This is a genomic window from Caulobacter sp. P1_D6, from assembly GCF_056406095.1.
Genome location: NZ_JBFUAW010000024.1, coordinates 45,037 through 69,797, shown reverse-complemented (window position 1 = coordinate 69,797; position 24,761 = coordinate 45,037). Strand labels below are relative to the sequence as shown.

Annotated in this window: 18 protein-coding genes; 6 read left to right on the top strand and 12 right to left on the bottom strand. The window is 67.7% G+C overall.

From position 1 onward, the window contains the following. Window position 1: 1 nt before the first annotated feature. Entirely contained in the window at window positions 2-1,945 is a 1,944-nt protein-coding gene (gene uidA, locus AC1DYP_RS14735) for a beta-glucuronidase (protein WP_477046957.1), read from the bottom strand. Window positions 1,946-2,069: 124 nt separating this feature from the next. Beyond that, window positions 2,070-4,292: a TonB-dependent receptor gene (locus tag AC1DYP_RS14730; RefSeq protein WP_477046956.1), complete on the bottom strand. Its 2,223-nt coding sequence runs from the start codon at window positions 4,290-4,292 to the stop codon at window positions 2,070-2,072. A 366-nt stretch (window positions 4,293-4,658) separates the two neighbouring features. Here AC1DYP_RS14730 and manD point away from each other — a divergent pair, with 366 nt between their 5' ends. Further along, window positions 4,659-5,870 carry a D-mannonate dehydratase ManD gene (gene manD / locus AC1DYP_RS14725; protein WP_477046955.1) on the top strand — a complete coding sequence of 404 codons (1,212 nt, stop codon included), beginning with the start codon at window positions 4,659-4,661 and terminating at the stop codon, window positions 5,868-5,870. A 75-nt stretch (window positions 5,871-5,945) separates the two neighbouring features. Here manD and AC1DYP_RS14720 read toward each other — a convergent pair whose 3' ends face one another. After that, window positions 5,946-6,341, bottom strand: coding sequence for a DUF983 domain-containing protein (locus tag AC1DYP_RS14720; RefSeq protein WP_477046954.1), 396 nt, complete (start codon window positions 6,339-6,341; stop codon window positions 5,946-5,948). Between the two features lie 65 nt (window positions 6,342-6,406). Here AC1DYP_RS14720 and AC1DYP_RS14715 point away from each other — a divergent pair, with 65 nt between their 5' ends. Further along, entirely contained in the window at window positions 6,407-7,777 is a 1,371-nt protein-coding gene (locus AC1DYP_RS14715) for an aminotransferase-like domain-containing protein (protein ID WP_477046953.1), read from the top strand. Window positions 7,778-7,894: 117 nt separating this feature from the next. On the opposite strand, the gene AC1DYP_RS14710 is transcribed toward AC1DYP_RS14715, so the two are convergent. After that, a complete protein-coding gene (locus AC1DYP_RS14710; protein ID WP_477046952.1) occupies window positions 7,895-8,464 on the bottom strand; it encodes a 2'-5' RNA ligase family protein in 570 nt (189 codons plus the stop codon). 86 nt (window positions 8,465-8,550) lie between these two features. On the opposite strand from AC1DYP_RS14710, the gene AC1DYP_RS14705 reads away from it, so the two are divergent. The 3 genes from AC1DYP_RS14705 to AC1DYP_RS14695 all read left to right on the top strand — a co-directional run bounded on the left by AC1DYP_RS14705 (window position 8,551) and on the right by AC1DYP_RS14695 (window position 10,928). Continuing rightward, entirely contained in the window at window positions 8,551-9,141 is a 591-nt protein-coding gene (locus tag AC1DYP_RS14705) for a hypothetical protein (protein WP_477046951.1), read from the top strand. Between the two features lie 73 nt (window positions 9,142-9,214). Then, on the top strand, window positions 9,215-9,634 hold the full coding sequence (locus AC1DYP_RS14700) for a D-Ala-D-Ala carboxypeptidase family metallohydrolase (RefSeq protein WP_477046950.1): 420 nt from the start codon (window positions 9,215-9,217) through the stop codon (window positions 9,632-9,634). A gap of 376 nt (window positions 9,635-10,010) precedes the next feature. After that, window positions 10,011-10,928, top strand: a complete 918-nt coding sequence (locus tag AC1DYP_RS14695) for a sensor histidine kinase (RefSeq protein WP_477046949.1) — start codon at window positions 10,011-10,013, stop codon at window positions 10,926-10,928. 47 nt (window positions 10,929-10,975) lie between these two features. Here the strand turns inward: AC1DYP_RS14695 and AC1DYP_RS14690 are convergent, their stop codons facing one another. From AC1DYP_RS14690 to guaB, 8 genes are all read right to left on the bottom strand, one after another. After that, on the bottom strand, window positions 10,976-14,011 hold the full coding sequence (locus tag AC1DYP_RS14690) for an amidohydrolase family protein (protein ID WP_477046948.1): 3,036 nt from the start codon (window positions 14,009-14,011) through the stop codon (window positions 10,976-10,978). A gap of 77 nt (window positions 14,012-14,088) precedes the next feature. Continuing rightward, window positions 14,089-16,899, bottom strand: coding sequence for a TonB-dependent receptor domain-containing protein (locus tag AC1DYP_RS14685; protein WP_477046947.1), 2,811 nt, complete (start codon window positions 16,897-16,899; stop codon window positions 14,089-14,091). A gap of 381 nt (window positions 16,900-17,280) precedes the next feature. Continuing rightward, a complete protein-coding gene (locus AC1DYP_RS14680; protein WP_477046946.1) occupies window positions 17,281-18,255 on the bottom strand; it encodes a FecR family protein in 975 nt (324 codons plus the stop codon). Continuing rightward, window positions 18,224-18,805 carry an RNA polymerase sigma factor gene (locus AC1DYP_RS14675; RefSeq protein ID WP_477046945.1) on the bottom strand — a complete coding sequence of 194 codons (582 nt, stop codon included), beginning with the start codon at window positions 18,803-18,805 and terminating at the stop codon, window positions 18,224-18,226. Before AC1DYP_RS14675 ends, AC1DYP_RS14680 begins: the two co-directional genes overlap by 32 nt. A 91-nt stretch (window positions 18,806-18,896) precedes the next feature. Beyond that, window positions 18,897-20,459: a glutamine-hydrolyzing GMP synthase gene (gene guaA / locus AC1DYP_RS14670; RefSeq protein ID WP_477046944.1), complete on the bottom strand. Its 1,563-nt coding sequence runs from the start codon at window positions 20,457-20,459 to the stop codon at window positions 18,897-18,899. Window positions 20,460-20,517: 58 nt separating this feature from the next. After that, window positions 20,518-21,798, bottom strand: a complete 1,281-nt coding sequence (locus AC1DYP_RS14665) for an RsmB/NOP family class I SAM-dependent RNA methyltransferase (RefSeq protein ID WP_477046943.1) — start codon at window positions 21,796-21,798, stop codon at window positions 20,518-20,520. A gap of 8 nt (window positions 21,799-21,806) precedes the next feature. Next, complete coding sequence (locus tag AC1DYP_RS14660; RefSeq protein ID WP_477046942.1) at window positions 21,807-22,202, bottom strand: MAPEG family protein; 396 nt, start codon at window positions 22,200-22,202, stop codon at window positions 21,807-21,809. 4 nt (window positions 22,203-22,206) lie between these two features. Next, a complete protein-coding gene (gene guaB, locus AC1DYP_RS14655; protein ID WP_477033011.1) occupies window positions 22,207-23,670 on the bottom strand; it encodes an IMP dehydrogenase in 1,464 nt (487 codons plus the stop codon). Window positions 23,671-23,812: 142 nt separating this feature from the next. On the opposite strand from guaB, the gene AC1DYP_RS14650 reads away from it, so the two are divergent. Beyond that, a complete protein-coding gene (locus AC1DYP_RS14650; RefSeq protein WP_477046941.1) occupies window positions 23,813-24,757 on the top strand; it encodes a hypothetical protein in 945 nt (314 codons plus the stop codon). Window positions 24,758-24,761: the final 4 nt, after the last annotated feature.

Genomic DNA, 24,761 nt, shown 5'->3' with positions numbered 1-24,761 from the left:
ATCAAACCTTGGCGGGCTTGCTCCACAGCGCGCGGGTGCGATGGGCGACCAGCTTGGGCTTCCGTTCGCGGGTGAAGAAGCCTTTGTGGTTCAGCGCCCCGATCCGCATGATGCTCTGCGAGGTGCGGAAGTCGGCGAAGGCCCAGGGATGGGTGCCGAAGATGAACGGGTACTCGCCCAGCACCCGGATATACATCTCGACCATGTCGGCCTGGTATTCCTCGGTCCACATCTCCGGCGGATGGGCGTGCATGCCGGCCACGGCGTCGGCCCCGAACTCCGTGAACATGATCGGCTTGTCCGGATGGCGCGCGCGCAGCTTGGCCACGTCGCCCTTCAGCGCCTCCTCGGCCAGGTCCAGTTGGCCCGACAGCGAGTACCAGCCCTGGTAGGAGTTGACGCAGACCACGTCGCCCAGGGCCTGCCAGTCTGTCGAGCCGCCCTGGACGCTGACGATGGTCACCGGCCGGGTGTCGTCCAGCTGACGGGTCAGGTCGAACAGCGGCGAGAAGAACTTCAGGCCGGTCTCGTTGCCGCCTGCCGGCTCGGGATCGGTGGTGTGGAAAGGCTTCACCAGCGGTTCATTGGCCAGCGACCACATGATCACGCAGGCGTGGTTCTTGTCGCGGCGGACCAGGTCGATGATGTCCTGGCGCAGCTGCTTGGAGCGGGCTTCCTGGATTTCCGGCGGGTCGGCGAACACCAGGCTGACGGCCGGGGTCTCGTCGATGACCAGCAGGCCGTGCTCGTCGGCCAGCATCATCGCTTCCTCGCTGTACGGGTAGTGCGAGGTGCGGAAGCTGTTGCCGCCGATCCATTTCAGCAGCTCGAAGTCGCGGATGATCGAGGGCACGTCCAGGCCGCGGCCGTGGATCGGGAAGTCCTCGTGCTTGCCGAAGCCGCGCAGGAACACCGGCTTGCCGTTCAGCAGCAGCTTGTCGCCCTTGGCCTCGATGGTGCGCACGCCGATCTTCAGGGCGTACTCGTCGGGCGTCGCGCCGTTCTCCAGGCGGATGGTCAGGGTGTAGAGGTGCGGATCCTCGGGGCTCCACGGCCGCGCGCCCTTCAGCGCCACCACGGTCGAGCCCTTGCCGCCGCTCAGGGTCACGGAGCCCTTCTGCTCGCCCTTGTCGTCCGAGATCGTCACGCTGGCCTTGCCCGACCAGGGCGCGCTGGCCTCAAGGGCGATCGACACCTTGCCGTCCAGGCTGGTCTTCACCGTCACGTCCTTCAGGTGGACATCGGGCGTCGTGAACAGCAGCACCGGGCGGTGGATGCCGGCATAGGGGAAGAAGTCGTAGGCCGTCTGCGGGAAGTGGACGGTGTGCATGTGCCAACGCGCTCGGTCGGGCGTGGAGGGGACGCGGTCCAGCTGGATCTTGTTCTCGACCAGCACGGTCAGCACGTTGTCGCCGTCCAGCGACACCGCGTCGGTGATGTCGAACGCGAACGGCAGGTGGCCGCCGACATGTCCGCCCAGCGGCTTGCCGTTCAGCCAGACCTTGGCGGTGTAGTTCACCGAGCCGAAGCGCAGGTGGATGCGCTGGCCGTCCCAGCCCTTTTCGACGCGGAAGTCGGTCTCGTACCAGGCCGAGCCGACATAGTTGCGCACGTCGTCGAAGATGTCGTTCCAGCTGGCCGGCACCGGGATCAGGCGGAAATCCTTCAGCCCCTTCTGCCAGCCCTCGGTCTCGCCCACGTCCTTGGGATCGGGCCGGAAACGCCAGGTCGCCGCCAGGCTCTTGGTCGAGCGGGTCGGACTTTCATGCGGATAGAGGATGCTGGGCGCCCCCGTGGCGGGACCGGGCTTGGCCGCCCGCGCCTGGGCCTGGCTCGCGCCGGCCGCCAGACCGGCCAGGGCCATGCCGCCCGCCGCGCCGACCGCGCCTCTACGAGTGACCAGACCGCGCCGGGTCTCGCCGTCGTTCCGCGAATTGTCCGCCATGTCTACGCCCTCGCCTGATTGGAAACGTCTTTTGAACTTAAGCCTAGCGGCGAATCCCGCCGTCAGGAGCAGAAAGAAAGCGGCGGGCCTGAAGCCCGCCGCACAGGGGCCCTGGGAGAACGCCCTAGTAGGAAAGCGACAGGCGCACGCCCGCATAGCGGTGGAAGTCGCGCGCCGGCTGCAGTTCAGTGACCGTCTGGCTGCCGAAGTTGCCGAACTGGTTGGCCCCGTTCACGCCGTAGCTCTTGTCGAACACGTTGTTGACGAAGGCCACGACCTGGTAGCCGCCGCCCGGCTTGCGGAAGCCGCCCGAGACGTTGACCACGCCATAGGCCTTCTGGACGGTGCCCGGGTCGGTGTTGAGCGAGAAGTTGACCTTGGTCTGATAGGCGTAGGCGGCCGAGAACAGCATCTCGTAGTCGCCGAGCGGCTGGGTGAAATCCAGGCCCGCGTTCAGCTTCCACTTGGGCGCGTTCGGCAGGGTCGCGCCCTTCAGGTCCTGGAACGAAGGCGAACCGGCCACGCAGCCCTGGGCCGCCGTCTGGCCCGGCCAACAGGCCGCCTTGGGGAACGAGGTGATCTTGGCGTCGACATAGGCCACCGAGGCGTTGAACCGCAGTTCCTTGGTGGCGATCGCCGTCGCCTCGATCTCCACGCCCTTGGTCAGCACCTTGCCGACATTGGTCAGGCGGAAGTTCTGCGTCCCGCCGATCGTGTCGATGCCCTGGGCCTGGTAGTCGTCGTACTTCACATGGAAGACGGTGCCGTTCAGCTGGATCCGGTGATCGAGCAGCTGGCTCTTGATCCCCGCCTCGAACGACTTGGACTCTTCGGGGGCGATCGGCCCGACGTTGGCGCGGGCCTGGTTGAAGCCGGTCGTCAGATCGTAGGTCTGGCCCTTGTGGCCGGTGGCGAACGAACCGAACACCATCACGTCGTCGGTGACCTGCTGGCGCAGACCCAGGCGATAGGTCGCCGAGCTGTCCGAGGCGCTGCCCGAGAACTTGGCGTTGCCGTTGTAGATGTCGTTGAAATAGTAGCCGATGTCTTCCTTCTGGTAGCGCAGGCCGACGATCGCCGTGGTCTTGGGCAGGAAGGTCCATTCGCCTTGACCAAACGCCGCCTTGTTCTCGGAAGTCGCCTGGGCGTACCACTGCGCCTGTGAGAAGAACGGGCCGCGCTTGAAGCTGCGGCGCAGGTCGTTGTCGCCGTAGAACAGGCCCAGGGTGTAGCGGAACGGTCCGTCGCCGGGCGACAGCAGGCGCACTTCCTGGGTGTTGGCCTTGGCCTTGAAGTAACCGCCCTGAGCGTTCTTGATCGCCGTGTACGAGGTCCGGTCGGAGTCCAGCTGGTCGTCAAGGCGGAACTGGTCGTGCGAGGTGATCGAGACCAGGCTGAAGTCCTTGGGCAGCTCGTATTCGATCTTCAGCGACTGGCCGAAACCTTCGCTCTTGGCGTAGGGCGGCGTGTCGTTGCTGACGGTCAGGTTCTCCTCGCCCGGCACGACGCCCGGCATGGTGACGTTGGCGGTCAGGCCCGGCGTGCCGCGCAGGGTCGCGCCCGGCGTATAGACGCGCATCGTGGCGTTCGAGGTGGCCACGCCGTCGATATAGCTGGCGCCCAGCGTCACCTTCAGGTCGTCGATCGGCCGCCACAGCAGCTTGCCTCGGATCGAGGTCTCGTCGCGGCCGTTGATCTTCTTGCCGTCGTAGAGGTTTTTGACGTTGCCGTCATATTCGCTGCGGCTGGCGCTGATCCGGTAGCCCAGGGTCTCGCCGATTGGACCCGACAGGCTGACCGCGCCGCGGTATTCGTGGTCGTCGGTGGCCAGGACATTGGCCAGGACGCTGAACTTGGCGCTGGGATCGCGGGTGTAGATGTTGATCAGGCCGGCCGAGGCGCTCTTGCCGTAGAGGGTGCTCTGCGGACCGCGCAGGACTTCGATCCGTTCGACGTCGGTCAGGTCGGAGAAGGCCCGGGCCTGGAACGAGACCGGCACGTCGTCCAGCTGGACCGCGACGCTGGGCTCGACGCCGATGCCGTAGGCGAAGGTGCCGATGCCGCGCAGCGCCACCGAGGCGTTGATGGGCTGGTCGGCCTGGCGAATGGTCAGGGACGGCGCGACCCGCGAGACATCGGTGAATTCCTTGACGCCGGCGCTTTCCAGCTGCCGGGCGGTGACGACCGAAACCGCCAGGGGCACGTTCTGGACGTTCTCGGCGCGCTTCTGGGCGGTGACGACCACCTCGTCCAGCGCGATGGCGTCGGGCGCGGCCTGGGCGAAGGCGGTGGTGGACATCGCCAGCAGGAGCGCGGGCGTGGACGCGCAGCAGAGCAGCCGCTTCATGGATTTCCCCTCTTCTTTCGACTTGTTGGTGGCTTGGTCGCCGTGTCGATGTGCGAACCCTACCAAGTGGCCTGGCCACTTTCAAGACATTCCCCTGGACTCTCGTTCAAAATCGATGACACCGGTTTCCGAAATTATGGAGTTTTCTGACTATGCGACCGTTATAAATGGCGAATTCATCCCAGTAAGTGTTCGAGGAGTCGGCAACAGCGAGAGGCGTCGGCTGCGACTCGCTTGACACCAGGGCGAGAACCGACGCAATTGGCCAGGCCACTTTTGAACCCATTCGCGAATCCCAAGGGGAGCGCGAGGGCGCGCCAGCCGGCCGATCGACCGCCGCGCGACCAGGACCCACGGAAGAGCCGAATGCTGAAAATCACCGACGCCAAGGTCATCGTCACCTGTCCGGGGCGCAACTTCGTCACCCTGAAGATCACCACCGAGGACGGGACCTACGGGATTGGCGACGCCACGCTGAATGGGCGCGAGCTGGCCGTCGCGGCCTATCTGCAGGAGCATGTCGTTCCGTGCCTGATCGGCCGCGACGCCCACCAGATCGAGGACATCTGGCAGTTCCTCTACAAAGGCGCCTACTGGCGTCGGGGGCCGGTGACGATGTCGGCGATCGCCGCCGTCGACGTGGCGTTGTGGGACATCAAGGCCAAGGTCGCCGGCCTGCCGCTCTATCAACTGCTCGGCGGCGCCAGCCGCACCGGCGTCATGGTCTACGGCCACGCCAACGGCGCGACGATCGACGACACGATCAACGAGGCGCTGAAGTACCAGGCCATGGGCTACAAGGCGATCCGCCTGCAGACCGGCGTGCCGGGCCTGCCCAGCACCTACGGCGTCTCCAAGGACAAGCTGTTCTACGAGCCCGCCGACGCGGCGATCCCCACCGAGAACGTCTGGTCGACCAGCAAGTACCTGCCCACCGTGCCCAAGCTGTTCGAAGCCGCCCGCAAGGCGCTGGGCGAAGAGGTGCACCTGCTGCACGACAGCCATCACCGCCTGACGCCGATCGAGGCCGGCCGCCTGGGCAAGGACCTGGAGCCCTATCGCCCGTTCTGGCTGGAGGACGTCACCCCCGCCGAGAACCAGGCCAGCTTCCGCCTGATCCGCCAGCACACCACCACGCCCCTGGCCGTGGGCGAGGTGTTTAGTTCGATCTGGGACTGCAAGCAGCTGATCGACGAACAGCTGATCGACTACATCCGCACCACCATCGTCCACGCCGGCGGGATCTCGCATCTGAGGCGCATCGCCGGCCTGGCAGAGATCAACAACGTGCGCACCGGTTTCCATGGCGCCACCGACCTGTCGCCGGTCTGCATGGGCGCGGCCCTGCACTTCGACCTGTGGGTCCCCAACTTCGGCATCCAGGAATACATGCGCCACACAGCCGACACCGACCGGGTGTTCCCGCACGCCTACACCTTCAAGGACGGCGAACTGCATCCGGGCGAGGCGCCCGGCCATGGCGTCGACATCGACGAGGACCTGGCCGCCCAGTTCCCCTATCGCCCCGCCAGCCTGCCGGTGAACCGCCTCGAGGACGGCACCCTGTTCAACTGGTGACACGGTCGCGCGTCGCCTTCGAGCGGCGCGCCGGAGGGGACGTCCGCCCCGCCCCCGTCGTGGGCGTCCCCTCTTCTACCGCTTCTGAACGCTGGAGGCGCCGCCCTCGCTGGCGTTGTGGATGTACTGCTCGGCGACCAGCCAGGCCTTCACGGGGCGCAGCGTGCCGAGGCAGCCGACCAGCAGGGCCGGAAAGACCGTCGCGAACTGCACCCACAGCGGCGGGCTCCAGGCGATCACCGCCCAGCCCCAGATCGCGATCACCAGGACGCCGACGCCGGTCATGACAAAGAAGGCCGGGCCGTCGGCCGGGTCGGCGAAACCGTAGTCCAGGCCGCAGCGGTCACAGCGCTTGGCCAGGCGCAGGAAGCCGCCGAACAGCTTGCCCTCGCCGCAACGCGGACAACGGCACCGCAACCCAGCCTGAAGGCTGGTGGGGCTGTTGAAATGGGTGATGAGCGACCGTTCCATACAATGCGAGCCTTGTTGCATACATTACATACGCAATGTATGTACCACGCCATGGAAAAGCAACCATGACCCGCGACCGCCCGACCTCCGGCTGGCTAAGGCACGTCCGCACGGGCGGCGGCCAACCCATCTATCTGGCTCTGGTCGAAGCCCTGGAAACGGCCGTGCGCGAAGGCGAGTTGCAACCCGGCGACCAGTTGCCGCCCCAGCGCGCCGTGGCCGACCAGCTCGGCATCGACTTCACCACGGTCACCCGCGCCTATGGCGCCGCGCGCGCCCGCGGCCTGGTCGAGGGCACGGTGGGGCGCGGCACCTTCGTGCGTCGTCGCGCCGTGGACGACGAGGCGGGCCTGGTGGACCTGAGCATGAACCTGCCGCCTCCGCCCCAGGGCGTGTCGCTGGCGGCCCTCCTCAAGGAGACGACCGCCGCGATTCTGGACCGCACCGACGTGGCGACCCTGATGGCCTATCACGCCGGACCTGGAACGCCGGGCCAGCGGGCGGCCGGCGCGGCCTGGCTGGCGCCGGTGCTGGGCGAGATCGGACCGGAGCGAATCGTGGTCTGCCCGGGCGCTCAATCAGCCCTGACCGCCGTCCTGACGACGATCGCGAAACCCGGCGCCTGCATCGTGGTCGAACCCCTCACCTATCCCGGGGTCGTCGCCCTGGCCGCGCGGCTGGGACTGCGACTGGTCGCCTGTCCGGTCGAAGACGAAGGCTTCCTGCCCGAGGCCTTGGCCCGACTTTGCGCCGAGGAGCGACCGGCCGCCGTCTACCTGGTTCCGACCACCCGCAACCCGGTCGCCACGACCATGGGCCTGGCGCGCCGTCGGGAGGTCGCGGCCATCGTCGCCGAGAGCGACGCCTGGCTGATCGAGGACGATCCCTACAGCCGCCTGTTCGACAGCCCCCTGCCCGCCCTGGCCTCGCTGGCGCCGGAGCGGACCTTTCACATCGCCACCCTGTCCAAGACCCTGTCGCCCGGCCTGCGCACCGCCTTCCTGGCCGCGCCGCCCGGACCGACGGCCGCGCGGATCGCCGAGGCCCTGCACGCCACGGCGCTGATGGGATCGCCCCTGACCACGGCCGTCGCCGTTCGCTGGATCCGCGACGGCGCCGCCGAGCGGATCCTGGCCGGCGTGCGGCTGGAAGCCCGCGCCCGCCGCGCCATCGCCGCCGAGATCCTGCCCGCCGCACGCGGCGACGCCGAGGGTCTTCATGTCTGGCTGGACCTGCCGACCGGTCTCGACGCGGGCGGACTTCGCGCCTCGGCCGCCGCGCGCGGTCTGGCCCTGGTGACGGCCGACGCCTTCGCCGCGACGCCCGACCATCCCGGCGGATTGCGCATCTCGCTGGGCGGACCGGCCAAGGCGTCGCTGCTGCGCGAGGCCTTGGGCAATGTCGCGGCCTTGCTGAGGCCGGCGGTCGTCGTCTGAAACGACAAAAACCCCGGAGCTGAGGCTCCGGGGCCAGTTCAAATCAAGGGGGGATACAGCTAGACAATGCGCGACGCGGCGATTGGTTCAGCTTGATCGAAAAATAGGTACGCGTCTTCAGCGCAGCGCCCAGTTTCCCAAGATCACGTGCTCGGTCCGCCCCAGCAGACTGTGGATCAGCGTGAAGCCGTTGACGGTCCATCTGATCGGCGCGACGGCCTGATCAGGGACCAGGCGCTTGTCGTAGAGCATCGTCACGTGCGGCGTGAAGCTCTTGTCCACCAGCTTGCCCAGACCCGCTCGCGCCATGGTCAGGCCCAGGTCGCGCTGGAAACCCTTCAAGGCTTCGAGACCCTCGCCGCCGTGCAGGACGAACGGATTGTTGCCGCCGTTGTTGAAGCTGGCGGCGCGATCGAACGCGACCTCGAACGGCGCGGTGGTCATCGCCTCGGCCGCCTCGCTCGCCATCGCCACGATGTCGCGCCGCACGCCGGCATGATCGCCCAGGTGATGCAGGGTGATGTGGAACCGCTCGGGCGCCAGCGGCCGGCCGCCCAACTGGTGCGCGGCGCGCAGCGTGTCGGCCTGCCGGGCGATCTCGGCCGCCGTGGCCGGATCGGGGAAGATCGCGAAGAACAGCCGGTCGGTGATCGGCGGCGCGTCGAAGAGGGAAAACTGGTCGGACACGCACGCACCCTGCCCGGATTCCGGAACCGGCGCCAAGACGCTGGAGGGGGCTAGCGTACAACCGCGCCGAGTGGTCATCTCTACGGATGCAGATCGCTCCTCCCAGCCACGATCTCCTGGTCCACGCCCGCACGATGATCAGCATCATCATGGGCCTCAGCCTGGCGCGACTGCTGAACGGCGTGGCCGGCCTGATCCAGCATCCCAAGAAAGAGCACCTCTGGTGGCCGCACCTGTGCTGGGTGCTCTACATGATGGTGACGATCACCTCGTTCTGGTGGTGGCAGTTCCTGCTGAGCGAACTGCATGTCCTCACCTTCGAGACCTACATCTTCCTGATCTCGGAAGCGGCCATGATCTTCCTGCTGTGCAGCGTGATCTTCCCCACCGAGATCAGCGAGTACGATGGCTACGGCGACTACTTCATGTCGCGGCGGGCCTGGTTCTTCGGCCTGCTGATCGTCAGCCTGCTGATGGACATCCTGGACACCTTCCTGAAGGGCGCGCCGCACTTCCTTGGCCTCGGTCCCGAATACCCGATCCGGATCGGCCTGATGATCAGCCTGTGCCTCGCCGGATGCTTCATCCGCAACCCGCGCTTCCACATCCTGTTCTCCGCGGGCGCCCTGATCTATTTCGCGGTCTATATCGTCCGCCACTACGGCCACATTCAGTAGCGCCGCCCTCGAAATTCGCGCTTGGATTGTGCTGGTTAAGCGCTAACCTTCCGCGACATCAGGAGGGGCGGCCATGAAACTCAGCGCGCATTTCTCGCTCGAGGAATTCACCATCTCAAGCAAGGCGCTGTCGATGGGGGTCAAGAACGACCCCACGCCGCCGCATCTGGAGAATCTCAAACGCCTGGCCGAGCGCATGGAGACCGTCCGGGCGCTGTTCAACCGACCGATCGAGATCACCAGCGCGTACCGCAATCCGCAGGTCAACGCCACCTCGGCCCACGCCGTGGGCCACGCCGCCGACTTCCATGTGGACGGCATGACCGATCTCGAGGCCGCCAAGGCCATCCGCGACAGCGTGCTGAAGTTTGATCAACTGATCTACGAGAAGAGCCGCTGCGTGCACATCAGCTTCGACCCCGGACTGCGCCGCCAAGTGCTGCGCCAACCCGGCGGTCCCGGCTCGACGGTCTATAACGGCCTCGAGCCCTAGTCTCGCGCCCATGCGGAACGACGACCGCGGCGGGAGGCCGATCCCGGACGTTCAGGAACAAAGATCCCTCCTTCGGATTTCACGACGGGCGTTCGTTACGCCTCTTCAGTCGCGTTCGAAATATAACGTCGAAACTTCAAGCGTGCGGCAGTAAAACATGCGCGTTCTCGTCGCGTCTCCGGGCGCGCGAATCCTGTACGGCGGCCTGCGTGACGCTAACAATCAAAATAAAAGGCTAAATACCGAAATGCACACAGCTCACGAGATGAGCGAATGGTCCGCGTTCAGTTTGCATGAATCCATACTCGATACTGTCACCGCGAATGTTGCGATCCTGGACGATCAGGGCGAAATCATCGCGGTCAATGATTCTTGGATGCAGTTCGTCGAATTCAACGAACTTCCCCTCGAAAACTACGGACTGGGCCTCAACTACGTTTCGTGCTGCGAACAGATGGGCGAACCCGACGGGTCGACCGCGGCGGCGGGACTACGAGGGGTGCTGGCCGGTGAGTCCGGCCCCTTCCGTTTCGAATACCAGGTTCCGCTGATCAACGGCCCGCTGTGGGTCCGAATGACCGCGACGCGCGTCTCTCGCGACGACCGGACGCTGACCGTCGTGGCCAACGAGGACATCACCGTTCAACGCCACGCCCAGGCCGCCCTGGGCCGGGCCACCGCGGCCCTCCTCCACGCCGAGGACGACGAACGCCGGCGCATCGCGCGCGAACTTCACGACGGCACGGCTCAATACCTGACCGGCGCCAAGCTGATGCTGGGCGCGATGAAGGTCGAGGGCCGCGCCGAAAAGGTCCGGGTCGAGGTCGAGGCCCTGCTGGCCCACGCCCTGGACGAGATCCGCAGCCTGTCCTACGTGCTGCACCCCCCCGCCCTGGAGGAGATGGGTCTCGGCCCAGCCATCCGGCAGATGGCCGAGGGCTTCGCGCGCCGGACCGGGCTGAGCCTGCAGATCGACATCGCCGACGACTTCCCGAAGATGGAGCGGACGACGGAGGTGGCGCTGTATCGTGTCGCCCAGGAAGCCTTGGCCAACGTGCACCGCCACTCCGGCAGCCCCCGCGCCACGATCGGCCTGCGACAGGCCGGCGAGATGGTGCTGCTGTCGATCCGCGACTACGGCGTCGGCCTTCCGGAGAGCGACGCCCCGACCCTAGGCGTGGGCCTGGCCGGCATGCGCCTGCGGCTGGAGTTCGTCAGCGGCCACATCTCGCTCACCAGCGCCCAGCCCGGCGTGCTGGTCGAGGCCTGGGCGCCGTTCCTGCCCAAGACCTAGGGCTAGGCCGGGCGGCGGCGCGAACGTCCCCATGGCCGCTCCCGCCGCTAGACCTGGAGGCTGAAGCCGGGCGCGTAGCCGCAGGCGCCGTCGCAACACGAGGCGCGGGCGTGCGCCAGGAAGCTAGGCTCGTGCCACCAGTATTCGGGCGTGGCCTCGCAGGCGAAACGCCGCCCGCCGCCGCCCAGACCCAGGGCGGCGTGCTGGGCGTGGTCCGCGAACGGGCTGACCAGGTCGGCGATCGTGTAGACCTCGCCGTGCTTGATCACCTTGGTGACCTTGGCCGCATCCTCGATTCGAGCCAGCGGGTCGCCGTCGACCACGACGAGGTCGGCGTAGTTGCCGGTCGCGATCGAGCCCAGCGGCTCGTCCAGATACTCCGCCGAGGCGCTGGTGGCGGTGACCAGGGCCTCGTAGGGGGTCATCCCGTAGCGGACCATGGCCCGAAGGTTCATGTGCAGGCTGACGGCGTTGAAGTCGATCGGCGAGTCCGTGCCGGTGGTGATACGGCCGCCCGCACGGACGGTGCGCGCCACCTCGGCGACATTGCGGGCCAGCGAGGCCAGGATCGGGGTGCGGTCCATGGCCGCCATCTGCTTGGCGCGCTCCAGCAGCCGCGCGTACTCCCACGGCGGATACAGCGCCTTGATCCGTGCATCGTCGACCAGCGAGCGGTCGTCGGCCAGCAAGGCCGTCGAGGTGAACAGGGTCGGGGTGCGCGCCGCCTTGCTGGCCACGAAGGCGGCGTTGACGTCCTGGTAGGTGTTCCCCAGCGCGCTGACCGTGCGCGAATAGCCGGTGCGGCTGGTCGCGCCCAGGTGCTCCATGCCGTCCATGCCCAGGCCCAGGGCCGGATAGTGGTAGTGCGAGGTCAGCGGCAGGCCCTTGGCGTGGGCCCAGGCGATGACCTCCTTCTGGCGCTCCCCCGAAAGCCGGACATAGGTCTTGATCAGGTCGTAGGACAGCGCCTCGGCGCGCCTCATCTCCAGCGCCATCTGGCCCGGCTCGGTGACCGGCCGCATGAAGTTGTAGAAGATCCGCGAGCCGTCGATCGCCTCGCCGGTGGCGTAGTAGCGCGGACCGACCCGCTTGCCGGACTCGATCGCCTCCTGGTCCTCGACCGTGTGATAGGCCGGGCCGCCGGGCGAGCGGGTGGTGGTCACCCCCAGCGACAGCCATAGCCGCCCTTCCCGATCGCCATAGCCATAGCCCTGCATCTGGCGGTGGGTGTGCATGTCGATCAGGCCGGGCATCACCGTGCCCGTCGGCGCGTCGATCACGGTCACGTCGGCCGCCACCTCGCCGCGCGGGGCGACGCCGGCGATACGGCCGTCGGAGATCAGGACGTCGACGTTCTCCCGCACCGCCGGCGACTTGCCGTCCCACAGGCGGGCGGCGCGGACCACCATCCGCCCCTTGGGCCGGACATTGGCCCAGGTCAGACCGTGCGGCACGGTCTTGGGCGCGCCGCCGGCGACCGAGATGAGCTTCAGTTGGCCGGCGCAGACGTAGATCAGGCTCTTGCCGTCGCCGCTCCAGCCGACGGCGTCGGTGACCTCGTCGTTGAGCGGCTTGGGCGGCCCCAGCAGCTTGCCGGTCTCGTCGACCGGCGACAGATGCAGGCGGCTGGCGAAGACATAGGCCAGGGCCTTGCCGTCCGGCGACCAGACCGGGCCGTCGTCGCCGCGCGTGCCCAGCGAGCGGTCGGGCAGGATCGGGGCGTAGGTCCCCTTCCCGCTCGCCACGTCGACGATCAGGATCTCGCTGAGCCCTTCGCGGAACCGGGCCGAGTACGGCTTGAACGCGGCGTAGGCGATGATCTTGTCGCCCGGCCCCCAGGTGGGCTTGCCGGGCTCCCAGAGATCGCCATAGACGCGGCGGGTCTCGCCGGTCGCCGCGTCGGCGACGAACAGGCCGCCGTTCTGGCTGAGGAAGGCGATGGACTTGCCGTCGCGCGACCAGGCGCTGGACACCGCCGCGCCGTCGAAATGGGTCAGCTGGCGGCTCGCCCCGGTGGCCATGTCGCGCAGCCAGATATCGAGCGATCCGCCCTTGTCGGTCGAATAGGCCAGGGTCTTGCCGTCCGGCGACCAGGCCGGATCGACCTTGCTGAAGGCGTCCTTCGTCAAGGCCTTGGCCGGACCGCCGCCGATGTCGAGCAGATAGAGGTCGTTGAGGGCGCGGAACACCACCTGGCGACCGCTCGGCGACAAGGCCGGACTGCCGATCCCGATGACCGGCCGGGTCTTGGCCGACAGGAAGTCGCGGCTCTTCTTGGTGTAGCGCGGCGTCAGCACGGGCACGGCGGCGGCGAAGGTCACGACCTTGGTTTCCCCGTTCGCGGACCGGCGCTTGATCTGGCCGTCGGCCGTGTACAGGAACTCGCCGGACGGCAGCCAGGCGGCGCGGAACGGAAATACGTCCTCGCCCTGCACCACGACGCCGGCGGCGTTGCGCAGCTCGGCCTTGCCGTTCTCGATGGCGGTGAAGACCACGTCCTGGCCGTCCGGCGTGAAGACGGGGCTGGCCACCGAGGCGGCGTTGAACCGGTCGGCCGAGCCCTTGACCTTGACCACCGTCCGCCGCGCCCCGTCCAGCCCCTGGACGTCGATGCGGACCTTGTCGACGGTGAAGGCGATGCTCTTGCCGTCCGGCGACCACGAGGGTTCAAACTCGTCGGTCGGTCCGGAGCTGAAGGCGGTGATCTCGCCGCTGGCGACATCCAGCAGGTGCACGCCGTAACGGCCCCCGCGATCGCTCGAGAACGCGATCTTGCGTCCGTCCGGCGACCAGCGCGGCTCGCGGCAGTCAAAGGCGCCCTTGGTCAGCTGCTTCAGGTCCGCCCCGTCGGCACCGATGGTCCAGACGTGGAAATTGCCGTCGCGATACGACTGGAAGGTCAGCGTCTTGCCATCCGGCGACCAGTCGGGCTGGGCGATCTCGTAGATCTCCTCGGTCAGCCGCCGTGCCGGACCGCCCTCGACCGGGATCAGCCACAGCATGGCGTAGACGTCGAAGGCCACGGTCTTGCCGTCCGGCGAAACGACCGCGCAGATGTTGGTGCCTTCGGTCGCCGTGACCATGCGGGTGTCGGCGGCCAGCGGCTGATCATGAACTCCGAGAGGACCGGTCCGGGCCTGCGCCCGGACCGGCGGCAAGCCTAGAAGCGGGCGGCGACGCGGGCGTAGTAGAAGCCGCCGCTGATCCCGTACGGAGAGTACTGGTTGTAATAGGCGAAGGCGGGCGTGCCGCGATTGGCGGCGCGAACGCTGTCGGGATAGGCGTCGAGCAGGTTGTTGGCTCCGACGCTGACCGTGACGTTCTCGGTCGCCGCGTAGCTGAGGTCCAAGTCGACGATCAGCTTGGGGCTGACGGTCTCGTCGTTGGCCGGCAGCGAGGTGCGCTGGATGACCTCGCCGTAGCGGGTCAGGCGCAGGTTGGTGTCGAACTTGCCGAGGGTCCAGTCGGCGCCGACGATGTACTTGTCCTTGGGCGTGCCGACCGTCAGGTCGCCGATCTTCACCCGGTCGATATAGACGATGCCGGCCGCGGCCAGGGCCGGCGGCGGCTGGACCACGCGGGTGAACTCGTTCTTGGTGTGGTTGGCCGAGACCGTCCAGTGCACCGAGCCGAAGTCGCCGAAGTCGCTGTGGTAGTCGACCACCAAGTCGATGCCGCGCGTCTTGGTGTCGGCGAAATTGCCGTAGTAGAAGGCCGCCTGCTGGGGGTTAAGCCCCTGGCTGGCCAGGGCGTTGCTGACCGCCGCGTTCGGCCCCAGCGTGCCGCTCTGCAGGATGCGGTTGTCGATCTTGATCTGGTAGACGTCGAGCGTGACGTTCATCCGCCGCAGCGGCTGGGCCACGATCCCGATCGAGTAGTTGGTCGATTTTTCCGGCCGCAGCGGCTTGGCGCCCAGCGCGATGGCGGCGGGGTTGTCCGGCGGCAGCAGTTGCACCGGATAGAGCTGGGTGGTCGTGGCCGGCGGCACGATCACGCCGATGGTGCTGGACGAGGCGTAGTGCTGCTGCTGCAGGGACGGCGCGCGGAAGCCCGTGCTGGCCGTGCCCCGGATCGCCAGGTTGGGCAGGATCGCGTAGCGGCTGGACAGCTTGAAGGTCTTGGCGTCGCCGAAGTCCGAATAGTGCTCGAAGCGGCCGGCCAGGGCCATTTCCAGCTTGTCGGTCAGCTTTTGCTCGACGTTCAGATAGGCGCTGATGTTATCGCGCGAGAACGAGCCGGCCGAGAACGGCGGGAAGCCGGTCACGCCCTGGGAGCCGCCGGCGAAGACGACGCCCGCCTGCGGGCTGCCGGCCGGGGCGACATAGCCGCCGTTGATGTACGAGGCGGGCTCGCCGGCCACGATCCCGAACTTGTCATCACGATATTCCAGGCCCGCCGCCACGAACATCGGCTCGGCCAGGACACCGGTGTCCAGCTCACGCGTCAGATCCAGGTTCGTGGTCCATTCCTGGAACTTCAGCGTGCCGATGAAGAAATAGGTGGGGCTGGCCGGGCCGAGCGACGCGTTCAGCGAGTTCTCGTAATAGTCGACGTCGTCGCGGCTGAAGGTGGTCGACAGGTCCCAGTTGAAGCCCAGGATGTCCAGGCCCTTGGCGCCGGCCGCCACCTGGAAGTCGCGATCCTTGAGGAACAGCTTGGGCGTATAGCCGTCCGGATTGACCGCCGTGATGTTGTTGCTGGCGTTCGGGTTGCGGAAGGTCAGCCAGGCCGCGGTGTTGCGGCTGGAGAACGTGCCGAACGAATAGAGATCGACCTTGTCGCCCAGCGGCGCGCCGGCGCTGTAGCTCAGCGAGAACAGCTGGACCTGGGGCGAACCGGGGTGGCTGGTGTGGCGGTTGGCCGTGGCCTCGCGCGGATCCAGGGTCGCGCCGGGCGTGCCCACCCGCACCGGCTGGCCCAGGGCGTTCAGCGGGAAGTACATCTGGGTGGTGTTCAGCGTCTTGTCGCCCCGGTCCGTCATGTCGCTGATGCGGACGTCGGTCGTCAGGTTCAGATAGCCGTCCTCGCCCAGCTTCATGCCGAGGTTGCCGGAGAACTGGCCGGTCTCGCCGTCGCCCGCGCCGGTCTTGCCGTAGAGCGCGGAGATCGAGCTGCCGTCGGGGCTCTTCTTCAGGATGACGTTGATGACGCCGGCCAGGGCGTCCGAGCCGTACTGGGCCGAGGCGCCGTCACGCAGCACCTCGATCCGCTCGATCGCGGCCGACGGGATCAGGTCCAGGTCGGGCGGCGACTGGCCGTTCTGGGTGGTGCCGTTGACGAACAGGATGGCGGTGTTGTGCCGGCGCTTGCCGTTGACCAGCACCAGGGTCTGGTCGGCCGACAGGCCGCGCAGCGACACCGTCTTGATCGCGAAGCTGGCGCCCGCGCCGCTGTTGGAGGTGTTGGCCGACGGCACCAGGGTCGAGATCAGGTCGCGCGTCGACTGCTTGCCGCTCTTGCTCAGCTCGGCGGCCGAGATCACGTCGATCGGCGCCATGCTCTCGGTCACCGTGCGCGAGGTCGAGCGCGTGCCGGTGACGATCAGCTCCTCGATGATACTGGGCGCGTCGGGTTCAGGCGGCGCGACCGGCTCGGGAGCTGCGGCCATCGTCCCGCCGCCGGCGCCCGACCATCCCGTGCGGATGAGGCCCGTGCGCGGCGGCGCCAGGACGATCGTCTTGCCGTCGTTGGAGACCACCGTCAGCCCGGTGCCGGCCAGCAGTTGCTCCAGGGCGCGGTCGACCGGCAAGGCGCCGCGCACCGGGGCGGTGCGCCGCCCCTCGGCGGCGTCGGACTGGACCAGGATCTGCACGCCGGCCTGCCGGGCGAACTGGCGGATCCCCGCCGCCGCCGGCTGGGCGTCGATCCTGAACGGCATGGCCTGGGCCAGGGCGGCTCCCGCGCTCAGCGCCCAAACGGCCGAGGCCGCGCACAGCAACCTCCGCCTGGCGGAACGTTTCCAGTCACGCATCGACAATCCCCCATCGTTCCGAGGCCAGCCATACGCGGCCTCCTGACAGGACGAGGCGCCGCAGCCGCTTTTCCGGCGGACGGTGGTCGGATTGGTCCGCTCACGGCGCAACACGCCCGCTTTTGCGCCAGCTTCGATGTCCGGCGCCCGTTTCGGATGCGTGTCGGCATGGCGGCACGCCCCGACGGAAGTCATTCCCGACGGCAACCGCCCCTTCAGAACGTCCATGAACACCCCCAACCTGTAATGCGGGGGAGGATAGGCCGATCACGGCAGCCTAGATTGAGTCAATATACGTGTTGCGGAAGTAAGTTTTACTCATATCGCCGAAGCGAATGAGAAATATTCAATCAAGTCATGATCAGTGCGGGAAATATGTGCTCACGAAATATGAGCAGGCGAGATCCGAATAGTGCGATCGTCGTCACTGACCACGGCCCCAAGGGTCGCAGCCACGGCGGCGGCGAAACTTTCGGGCTCGTTGGTCTGGAAGAGGCCGACGAAACGCTCCTGCGCCAGCGCCGGATCGTCGATCACGATCTGGCGGCTGTTATAGCGATTGAACAGCCGCGCGGCCTGCTCGAGGCTCTCGCCGTCCAGGGCGATCTCGCCGTTGCGCCAGGCCAGGCTGCGCTCGATCTCGGACGGCGACTCCGCCACGGTGGGCGAAACGGCGCTGGCCAGGATGATCCGGCTGCCCGCTGACAAACGCCGCCGCGGAGCCTGCTCGCCCTCGATCCAGGTCTCGACCACGCCCTCGGTGACCATCACGTCGACGCCGGCGCCGGCCTCGTCTCCACGCCGCACCGAGAAGGCCGTGCCCACGGCGCGGACCCGGACGGGACCCGCAGCGACCACGAACGGGCGCTCCGGATCCTTGGCGACCTGGAACCAGGCCTCGCCTTCCTTCAGGACGACGTGACGCGACTTGGGCTTCATGGCCACTTCGAGCGCGGTCTTGGTGTTGATCGCCACCAGCGAACCGTCGGCCAACGGCACGCGCCGGATCTCGCCCAGCCGCGTGTCCAGCCGTTGCGGCCGCGCGGTCCACAGACCCACCCCGCCGACCAGCGCCGCGGCGGCCGCGGCGCCCGCGCCGACGATCAGCCCGCGACGGTTGGGACGTTCGGCGACGACGGCCTCGACCGCCGGCGCGACATTGGCCAGGGCCCGGCCTCGATCCAGGAAGCTGATCGCCGCCTGGGCGCGCAGCAAGGCCCCGGCCCGGCGCGCGTCGCCGCTCAGCCAGGCCTGCACTTGAGGGTCATGCTCGACGTCCAGTCCATGCGCGTCGACGCGGGCGGCCCAATCGGCCGCCTCCTCGTCAATCTCGCTTGCGGACCGATTGGAGCTCATGAGCCTTGCCAACTTCCGATTGATCTTGCGCCGTCGCCTCCGATAACGCCCGCAGGATTAAACGCAAGCCCCGCGCCGACTGTGTCTCCACGACATTCTCGGTCACGCCCAGGCGCGCGGCGATCTCCTTCTGCGACAGGCCGTGGATCCGGCGAAGGGTGAAGATCTGCCGACACCGCTCGGGTAGCCCCTCGATCAACTGCTGCACCCTGCCCAGTTCGCGGCGCCCCGCGACCACGCGTTCCGGAGAAGGCTCATCATCTACGACGTTCAGGGCGTCGATTTCCGTGACGCAATCGATGCGAACGATGCGCGCGCGACGAATTTTCTCGATGGCGATGTTGCGAGCGGTCCGGAAGAAGTAGGCGCGGCCGTTGGCGATGTGGACGACGCTGTCCAGGGCGGCCAGGCGGCAGTAGGTTTCCTGGATCACGTCGTCGATGTCGGGGGCGAGACTGCCCGATCGCCGCAGCCAGGCGCGCACGTCGGCTTCATGCGGAAGGATCTGTCCTCCGACGAAGGCGACGATCTCGGCGCGGCTCTGCTTCAACTGACCCTCAACGAACGGCTCCAAGCTGAGCGAACGGTGGGATCGGCCGTCCGGGTCGGCAACACCCGGGGCGGACCCGCGAGGCCCGCGCCTACTCCCACTCGATCGTGCCGGGGGGCTTGGACGTCACGTCGTAGACGACGCGGTTGACGCCGCGGACCTCGTTGATGATCCGGGTGGCGGTCTTGCCCAGGACGTCCCAGGGGAACTCGAAGAAGTCGGCGGTCATGCCGTCGGTCGAGGTGACCGCGCGCAGGGCCAGGACGTTCTCGTAGGTGCGGGCGTCACCCATCACGCCGACCGTCTTCACGGGAAGCAGCACGGCGAAGGCCTGCCAGATCTTGTCGTAGAGGCCGGCGTTACGGATCTCTTCGAGATAGATGGCGTCGGCGTCCTGCAGGACCTTGACCTTCTCGGGCGTGATGTCGCCGGGGATGCGGATGGCCAGGCCCGGCCCGGGGAACGGGTGGCGACCGACGAAGGCCGGGGCCAGGCCCAGCTCGACGCCCAGGGCGCGGACCTCGTCCTTGAACAGCTCGCGCAGCGGCTCGACCAGCTTCAGCTTCATGAAGTCGGGCAGACCGCCGACATTGTGGTGGCTCTTGATCACCGCCGAGGGGCCGCCGCGCGCCGAGACACTCTCGACCACGTCGGGATAGAGCGTGCCCTGGGCCAGGAACGCCGCGCCTTCGATCTTGGCGGCTTCCTTGTCGAAGACCTCGATGAACAGACGGCCGATCGTCTTGCGCTTGGTCTCCGGATCGCTGACGTCGGCCAGCTCGCCCAGGAACATGTCGCCGGCGTCCACGTGGATCAGCGGGATGTTGTAGTGGTCGCGGAACAGGGTGACGACCTGGTCGGCTTCGTTCTTGCGCAGCAGACCCGTGTCGACGAACACGCAGGTCAGTTGGGCGCCGATCGCCTCGTGGATCAGGACGGCGGCCACCGAGCTGTCGACGCCGCCCGACAGGCCGCAGATCACCTTGCCGTCGCCGACCTGGTCACGGATCTTCTGAACCATTTCCTGACGGAACGCCGCCATGGTCCAGTCGCCGGTCAGGCCGGCGATGTTGAACAGGAAGTTGCGGTAGATTTTCGAGCCGTTGACGGTGTGGACCACCTCGGGGTGGAACTGCACGCCGTAGATCTTCCGCGCGTCGTTGGCGATGGCGGCGAACGGCGCGCCGGTCGAGGTGGCGATCACCTCGAAGCCCTCGGGGATGGCGGTGACGCGGTCGCCGTGGCTCATCCAGACGGTTTCCAGCTCGCCAACGCCGGCCAGGCCCTGGAACAGCGGGCTTTGCTTGCCGATGGTCAGTTCGGCGCGGCCGAACTCGCCGGCGTGGCCGCCCTCGACCTTGCCGCCCAGCACGTCGCACAGCAGCTGCTCGCCGTAGCAGACGCACAGCATCGGCACGCCCAGGTCGAACAGCTTGGTTCCGATGCGGGGGCTGTCGGCCTCCAGCACGCTGGCCGGACCGCCCGACAGGATGATGGCGCTGGGGGCGTAGGCGTCGACGATCTCCTCGGCCTTGTCGAACGGATGGATCTCGCAATAGACGCCGGCCTCGCGCACCCGGCGCGCGATCAACTGGGTCACCTGGCTGCCGAAATCGACGATCAGAACGCGCTGGTGATGGGTTTCGGCAGTCATGGGTAGTCGTTCTCCAGCGTGTCGTTTCGGTTCGGTCTCCCTGTCGGGAGCAATCTTGTTAGGGCGCGTAGGACCCGCGCTCGATCACCGCGGCGAAGAAGCCGTCGGTGCCGGCGCGATGGGGGGTCAGACGCAGATAGCCTTCCGGCGTCAGGTGCTGCTCGACGCCCGCCAGGGTGATCGGCTTGACCGAGAACCCCGGATGGCGCTCGACGAAGGCCGCCACGCGGTCCTCGTTCTCCTCGGCCAGCAGCGAGCAGGTGACGTAGATCAGGCGACCACCCGGCTTCACGAAGTCGGCGGCGTCGGCCAGCACCGCGTCCTGCTCGATCTGGCGCTTGGTCAGTTGGTCGGGCGACAGGCGCCACTTGGCGTCCGGGTGCCGCCGCCAGGTGCCCGAGCCCGTGCACGGGGCGTCGACGAACACCAGGTCCAGCTTGCCTTCCAGCCCCTTCAGCGGCTCGCCCTCGATCGGCGAGCGGATCTGCAGGTTGCGGACCCCTGCCCTCTGGCTCCGGCGGATGGTGTCGGCCAGGCGGCGGGCGTCGCTGTCGTGGGCGTAGATCTGGCCGCTGTTGCCCATGGCGGCGGCCAGGGCCAGCGTCTTGCCCCCGCCCCCGGCGCAGAAGTCGAGCACCTGTTTGCCCTTGATCGGACCGGCCAGGGCCGAGGCGATCTGCGAGCCCAGGTCCTGGACCTCGAACCAGCCCTTGGAGAAGGCCGGCACGGCCTCGACCGACGGCGTGCGGTCGGCGGCGCCGGGCGCGGGAATCCGGAAGGCGGTATCCAGGACGCCGGCTGGCTCGGCCCCGATCAACGCCACGGCCTTTGCGCCGCGCTCGACGTCGGTCTTCAGCAGGTTGATGCGCAGGTCGACCGGTGCGCGTTCGGCCAAGGCGGCCATCTCGGCCGTATGACCTTCACCCAAGGCCCGCGTCAGAGACGGCTGCATCCAGTCGGCATAGTCGCCGGCCACCGGGGCTGGCGCCTCGGCCAGCGAACGCGGCGCGGTGATCCGTTCGCGCTCGGCGTCGGTCAGGGCGCCCGGTCCGTGTTCTTCACCGACGGCTTCGGCGATGCGATCGGCCGACCACTTCCAGTCCTGGGCCAGCACGCCCAGCACCACGCCGCGCGGGCTGTCGTCGCCCATCATCCAGCCCAGCGAGCGCTTGCGGCGCAGGGCGTCCAGCGCCAGGCCCGAGACGAAGGCGCGGTCCTTGGAGCCCGCGTACCGGGCGCTCTCGCCCCAGCGCTTAAGCGCCATCCGTACGGGGAAATGACGCGTCTCGATCTCGGTGAGGACCTCGATCGCCGCTGCTAGTCTGCCGCCGTCGCGCATTTTTGCTTTCAGATCACCAAGGCCGCCAGGACCAGGCAAATGCCGATCAGGGAAGCCAGCCAGACCAGCGACCGGATGACCGGCACGCCGAAGGCATAGAGAAAGATGTAGACCGCACGCGCCCCGACATAGAGCACCGCTCCATGGGCCGAGAGCATGCCGAGACGGCCGCCGAGATAGGCGACCAGCACGGCGACGGCGAAGAACGGAAAGGTCTCGCGGAAATTGGCGAAGGCGCGTTCGAGGCGCCCCGCCATTCCCGTCAGCACCACCGGCGTGTCGCGAGGCCCGACGTTCCACTTCAGGCCGCGCTGCGGCTGGGCGGCCGCGGCCGCCCAGAGCAGGTGGACGAGACCGATGATCACGGCCGCGGCCAGCAGCTGAAGTTCGAGGGCCATCCGCACCGCGTTAGACCGCGCTCGGATAGTTCGGCGCTTCCCGGGTGATCATCACGTCGTGGACGTGGCTCTCACGCAGGCCGGCGCCGGTGATCCGCACGAAGCGGGCCCGCTTCTGGAACTCCAGGATGTCCGGCGCGCCGACATAGCCCATGGCCGCCCGCAGACCGCCGACCAGCTGGTGCAGCACCGGGGCGATCGGCCCCTTGAAGGGCGTCTGCCCCTCGATGCCTTCCGGCACCAGCTTGAAGCTGTCGGTGATGTCCTTCTGGAAGTAGCGGTCGGCCGAGCCGCGGGCCATGGCGCCCACCGAGCCCATGCCGCGATAGCTCTTGTACGAGCGCCCCTGGTACAGGAACACCTCGCCGGGCGCCTCTTCGGTGCCGGCGAACATCGAGCCCATCATGGCGGTCGAGGCCCCGGCCGCGATGGCCTTGGCCAGGTCGCCCGAGTACTTGATGCCGCCGTCGGCGATGACCGGGGTGCCGCTTTCGCGAGCCGCGCGAACGGCTTCTGCGATGGCGGTCAGCTGCGGCACGCCCACGCCGGCGACGATGCGGGTGGTGCAGATGCTGCCCGGACCGATGCCGACCTTCACCGCGTCGGCGCCGGCGTCGATCAGGGCGCGGGCGGCGTCGTAGGTGGCGATGTTGCCGGCCACGATCTGCACGCGGTTGGCTTCGCGCTTGAGACGCGAGACCGCCTGGGCGACCTGGCTGGAGTGACCGTGGGCGGTGTCGATGACGACGACGTCGACGCCGGCGTCCACCAGGCCCATCGAGCGCTCGAAGCCGGCGTCGCCGACGGTCGAGGCCGCGCCGACCAGCAGCCGGCCCTTGTCGTCCTTGGCGGCCAGCGGGTGAGCCTGGGCCTTCTCGATGTCCTTGACGGTGATCAGGCCGACGGCGCGATAGGCGTCGTCGACGACGATCAGGCGTTCGATCTTGTGCTTGCGCAGCAGCTCGCGCGCCTCGCGATGATCGATGCCTTCCGAGACGGTGATCAGGTTGTCGCGGGTCATCAGCGCCGAGGCCGGGACCTTGTCGTCGCCCTCGAAGCGCATGTCGCGGTTGGTCAGGATGCCGACCAGCTTGCCGCTCTTGGCCTCGACCACGGGGAAGCCCGAGATCTTGCGGCGGGCCTTGATCTCGCGGATCTCGGCCAGGGTGGTGTCGGGATTGATGGTCAGCGGATTGATGACCATGCCGCTTTCGTAGCGCTTCACTTCGCGCACGTGGTCGGCCTGTTCTTCGACCGTCAGGTTGCGGTGCAGGATGCCCATGCCGCCGGCCTGGGCCATGGCGATGGCGAGCCGGCTTTCGGTGACCGTGTCCATGGCGGCGGACACGAGCGGGATGTTCAGACTGATTTCACGCGTGAACTTGGTCTCGGTCGTCACCTGGGTGGGCATGACGTCTGACGGACCGGGTTCGAGCAAAACGTCGTCGAAGGTGAGCCCTTCGCGAATCTCCATTGGAGTCTCCATTTTGCGGCGCGGGTATAGCGTCGGGGGGCGCTCTTGGGAAGGGCCATTTCACGGCGGGACGCGCACGCGGCGATTGCTCGACACCCCTTCCGTTCGCTAAGGATGCAAGACGTCAATTGGGGGACGCTTCGTGTTTTACAACCGCCTGCTGAGCGGCCTGATGGCCGCGACCATGATCTGCGCCGGAACCCAGGCGGTCGCGGCCCCGCCTCCTCCTCCAGCCCCCGCCGCGAGCCAGAACGTCGCGATGGAACGGGCCAACGCGATCATCGAGGCCATGGACGAGGTCGGCAACGCGTTCAAGATGATCGACCGCAACGCGATCCAGGCCGGCAAGACCCTGCAGGAGAAGGCGTCGATCCTGGACGCCCAGATCGTCCAGGCCCAGCGCACGGTGGACCAGGGCTCCAGCAAACTGAACGCGATGACGCCGCTGCCGGGCGACGACGAACTGACCACGACGGTCAATCAGGTGCTGAAGGACGGGAAGCTCTACGGACAGCGCATCCAGAACATCGTCGGCGACATGCGCGAGGTGTCCCTGGCGATGAAGGCCGGCGATCAGCCGCGCCTGCAGAAATCCTTGGCCTCGATGAGCGGCGGCATGGTCGCCATGCTGGAAGGACAGGCGATCATCTATCGCTCCAGGAAGGTGTTCATCGAAAAGGACACGTCCGACGCCTATCAGTTGGACGCCTCGGCCTCGCTCTACGAAGGCATGGCCGCCATGGCGAAGGCGGCGCTGCGCCTGTCGCCCCCGGCCCAGACCGTCCAGCCGATACGCACCGCCCGAGATTCGGCTCGAGCCGCCGTCGTAGCCGGACGCGCCCGGCTGCGGATCGAACTGGCCGCAACGTCGAGCCTGTCGGCAAGCGAGCGCAAGCACCTGGCCAGCAACGGCGTGCTCCAGACGCAGATCTTCGACTCCATGGACGAAAGCGCGGCGATCCTGAGCCGGGCCTCCGACCGCTTGGCGGCGGGCGACCTCTCGCAGCTGCAGGCCGACGTCGCCGCGCTGGGCGCGGAAGAGGACCGGCAGCAGCAACTGACCGTTCAGCAGTTCAACGCGACCTAGGCGT

Coding starts and splice junctions, on each gene's coding strand:
- uidA (WP_477046957.1), bottom strand. CDS start 1,945: ATGGCGGACAATTCGCGGAACGACGGCGAGACCCGGCGCGGTCTGGTC.
- AC1DYP_RS14730 (WP_477046956.1), bottom strand. CDS start 4,292: ATGAAGCGGCTGCTCTGCTGCGCGTCCACGCCCGCGCTCCTGCTGGCG.
- manD (WP_477046955.1), top strand. CDS start 4,659: ATGCTGAAAATCACCGACGCCAAGGTCATCGTCACCTGTCCGGGGCGC.
- AC1DYP_RS14720 (WP_477046954.1), bottom strand. CDS start 6,341: ATGGAACGGTCGCTCATCACCCATTTCAACAGCCCCACCAGCCTTCAG.
- AC1DYP_RS14715 (WP_477046953.1), top strand. CDS start 6,407: ATGACCCGCGACCGCCCGACCTCCGGCTGGCTAAGGCACGTCCGCACG.
- AC1DYP_RS14705 (WP_477046951.1), top strand. CDS start 8,551: ATGCAGATCGCTCCTCCCAGCCACGATCTCCTGGTCCACGCCCGCACG.
- AC1DYP_RS14700 (WP_477046950.1), top strand. CDS start 9,215: ATGAAACTCAGCGCGCATTTCTCGCTCGAGGAATTCACCATCTCAAGC.
- AC1DYP_RS14695 (WP_477046949.1), top strand. CDS start 10,011: ATGCAGTTCGTCGAATTCAACGAACTTCCCCTCGAAAACTACGGACTG.
- AC1DYP_RS14690 (WP_477046948.1), bottom strand. CDS start 14,011: ATGGTCACGGCGACCGAAGGCACCAACATCTGCGCGGTCGTTTCGCCG.
- AC1DYP_RS14685 (WP_477046947.1), bottom strand. CDS start 16,899: ATGCGTGACTGGAAACGTTCCGCCAGGCGGAGGTTGCTGTGCGCGGCC.
- AC1DYP_RS14680 (WP_477046946.1), bottom strand. CDS start 18,255: ATGAGCTCCAATCGGTCCGCAAGCGAGATTGACGAGGAGGCGGCCGAT.
- guaA (WP_477046944.1), bottom strand. CDS start 20,459: ATGACTGCCGAAACCCATCACCAGCGCGTTCTGATCGTCGATTTCGGC.
- AC1DYP_RS14665 (WP_477046943.1), bottom strand. CDS start 21,798: ATGCGCGACGGCGGCAGACTAGCAGCGGCGATCGAGGTCCTCACCGAG.
- guaB (WP_477033011.1), bottom strand. CDS start 23,670: ATGGAGATTCGCGAAGGGCTCACCTTCGACGACGTTTTGCTCGAACCC.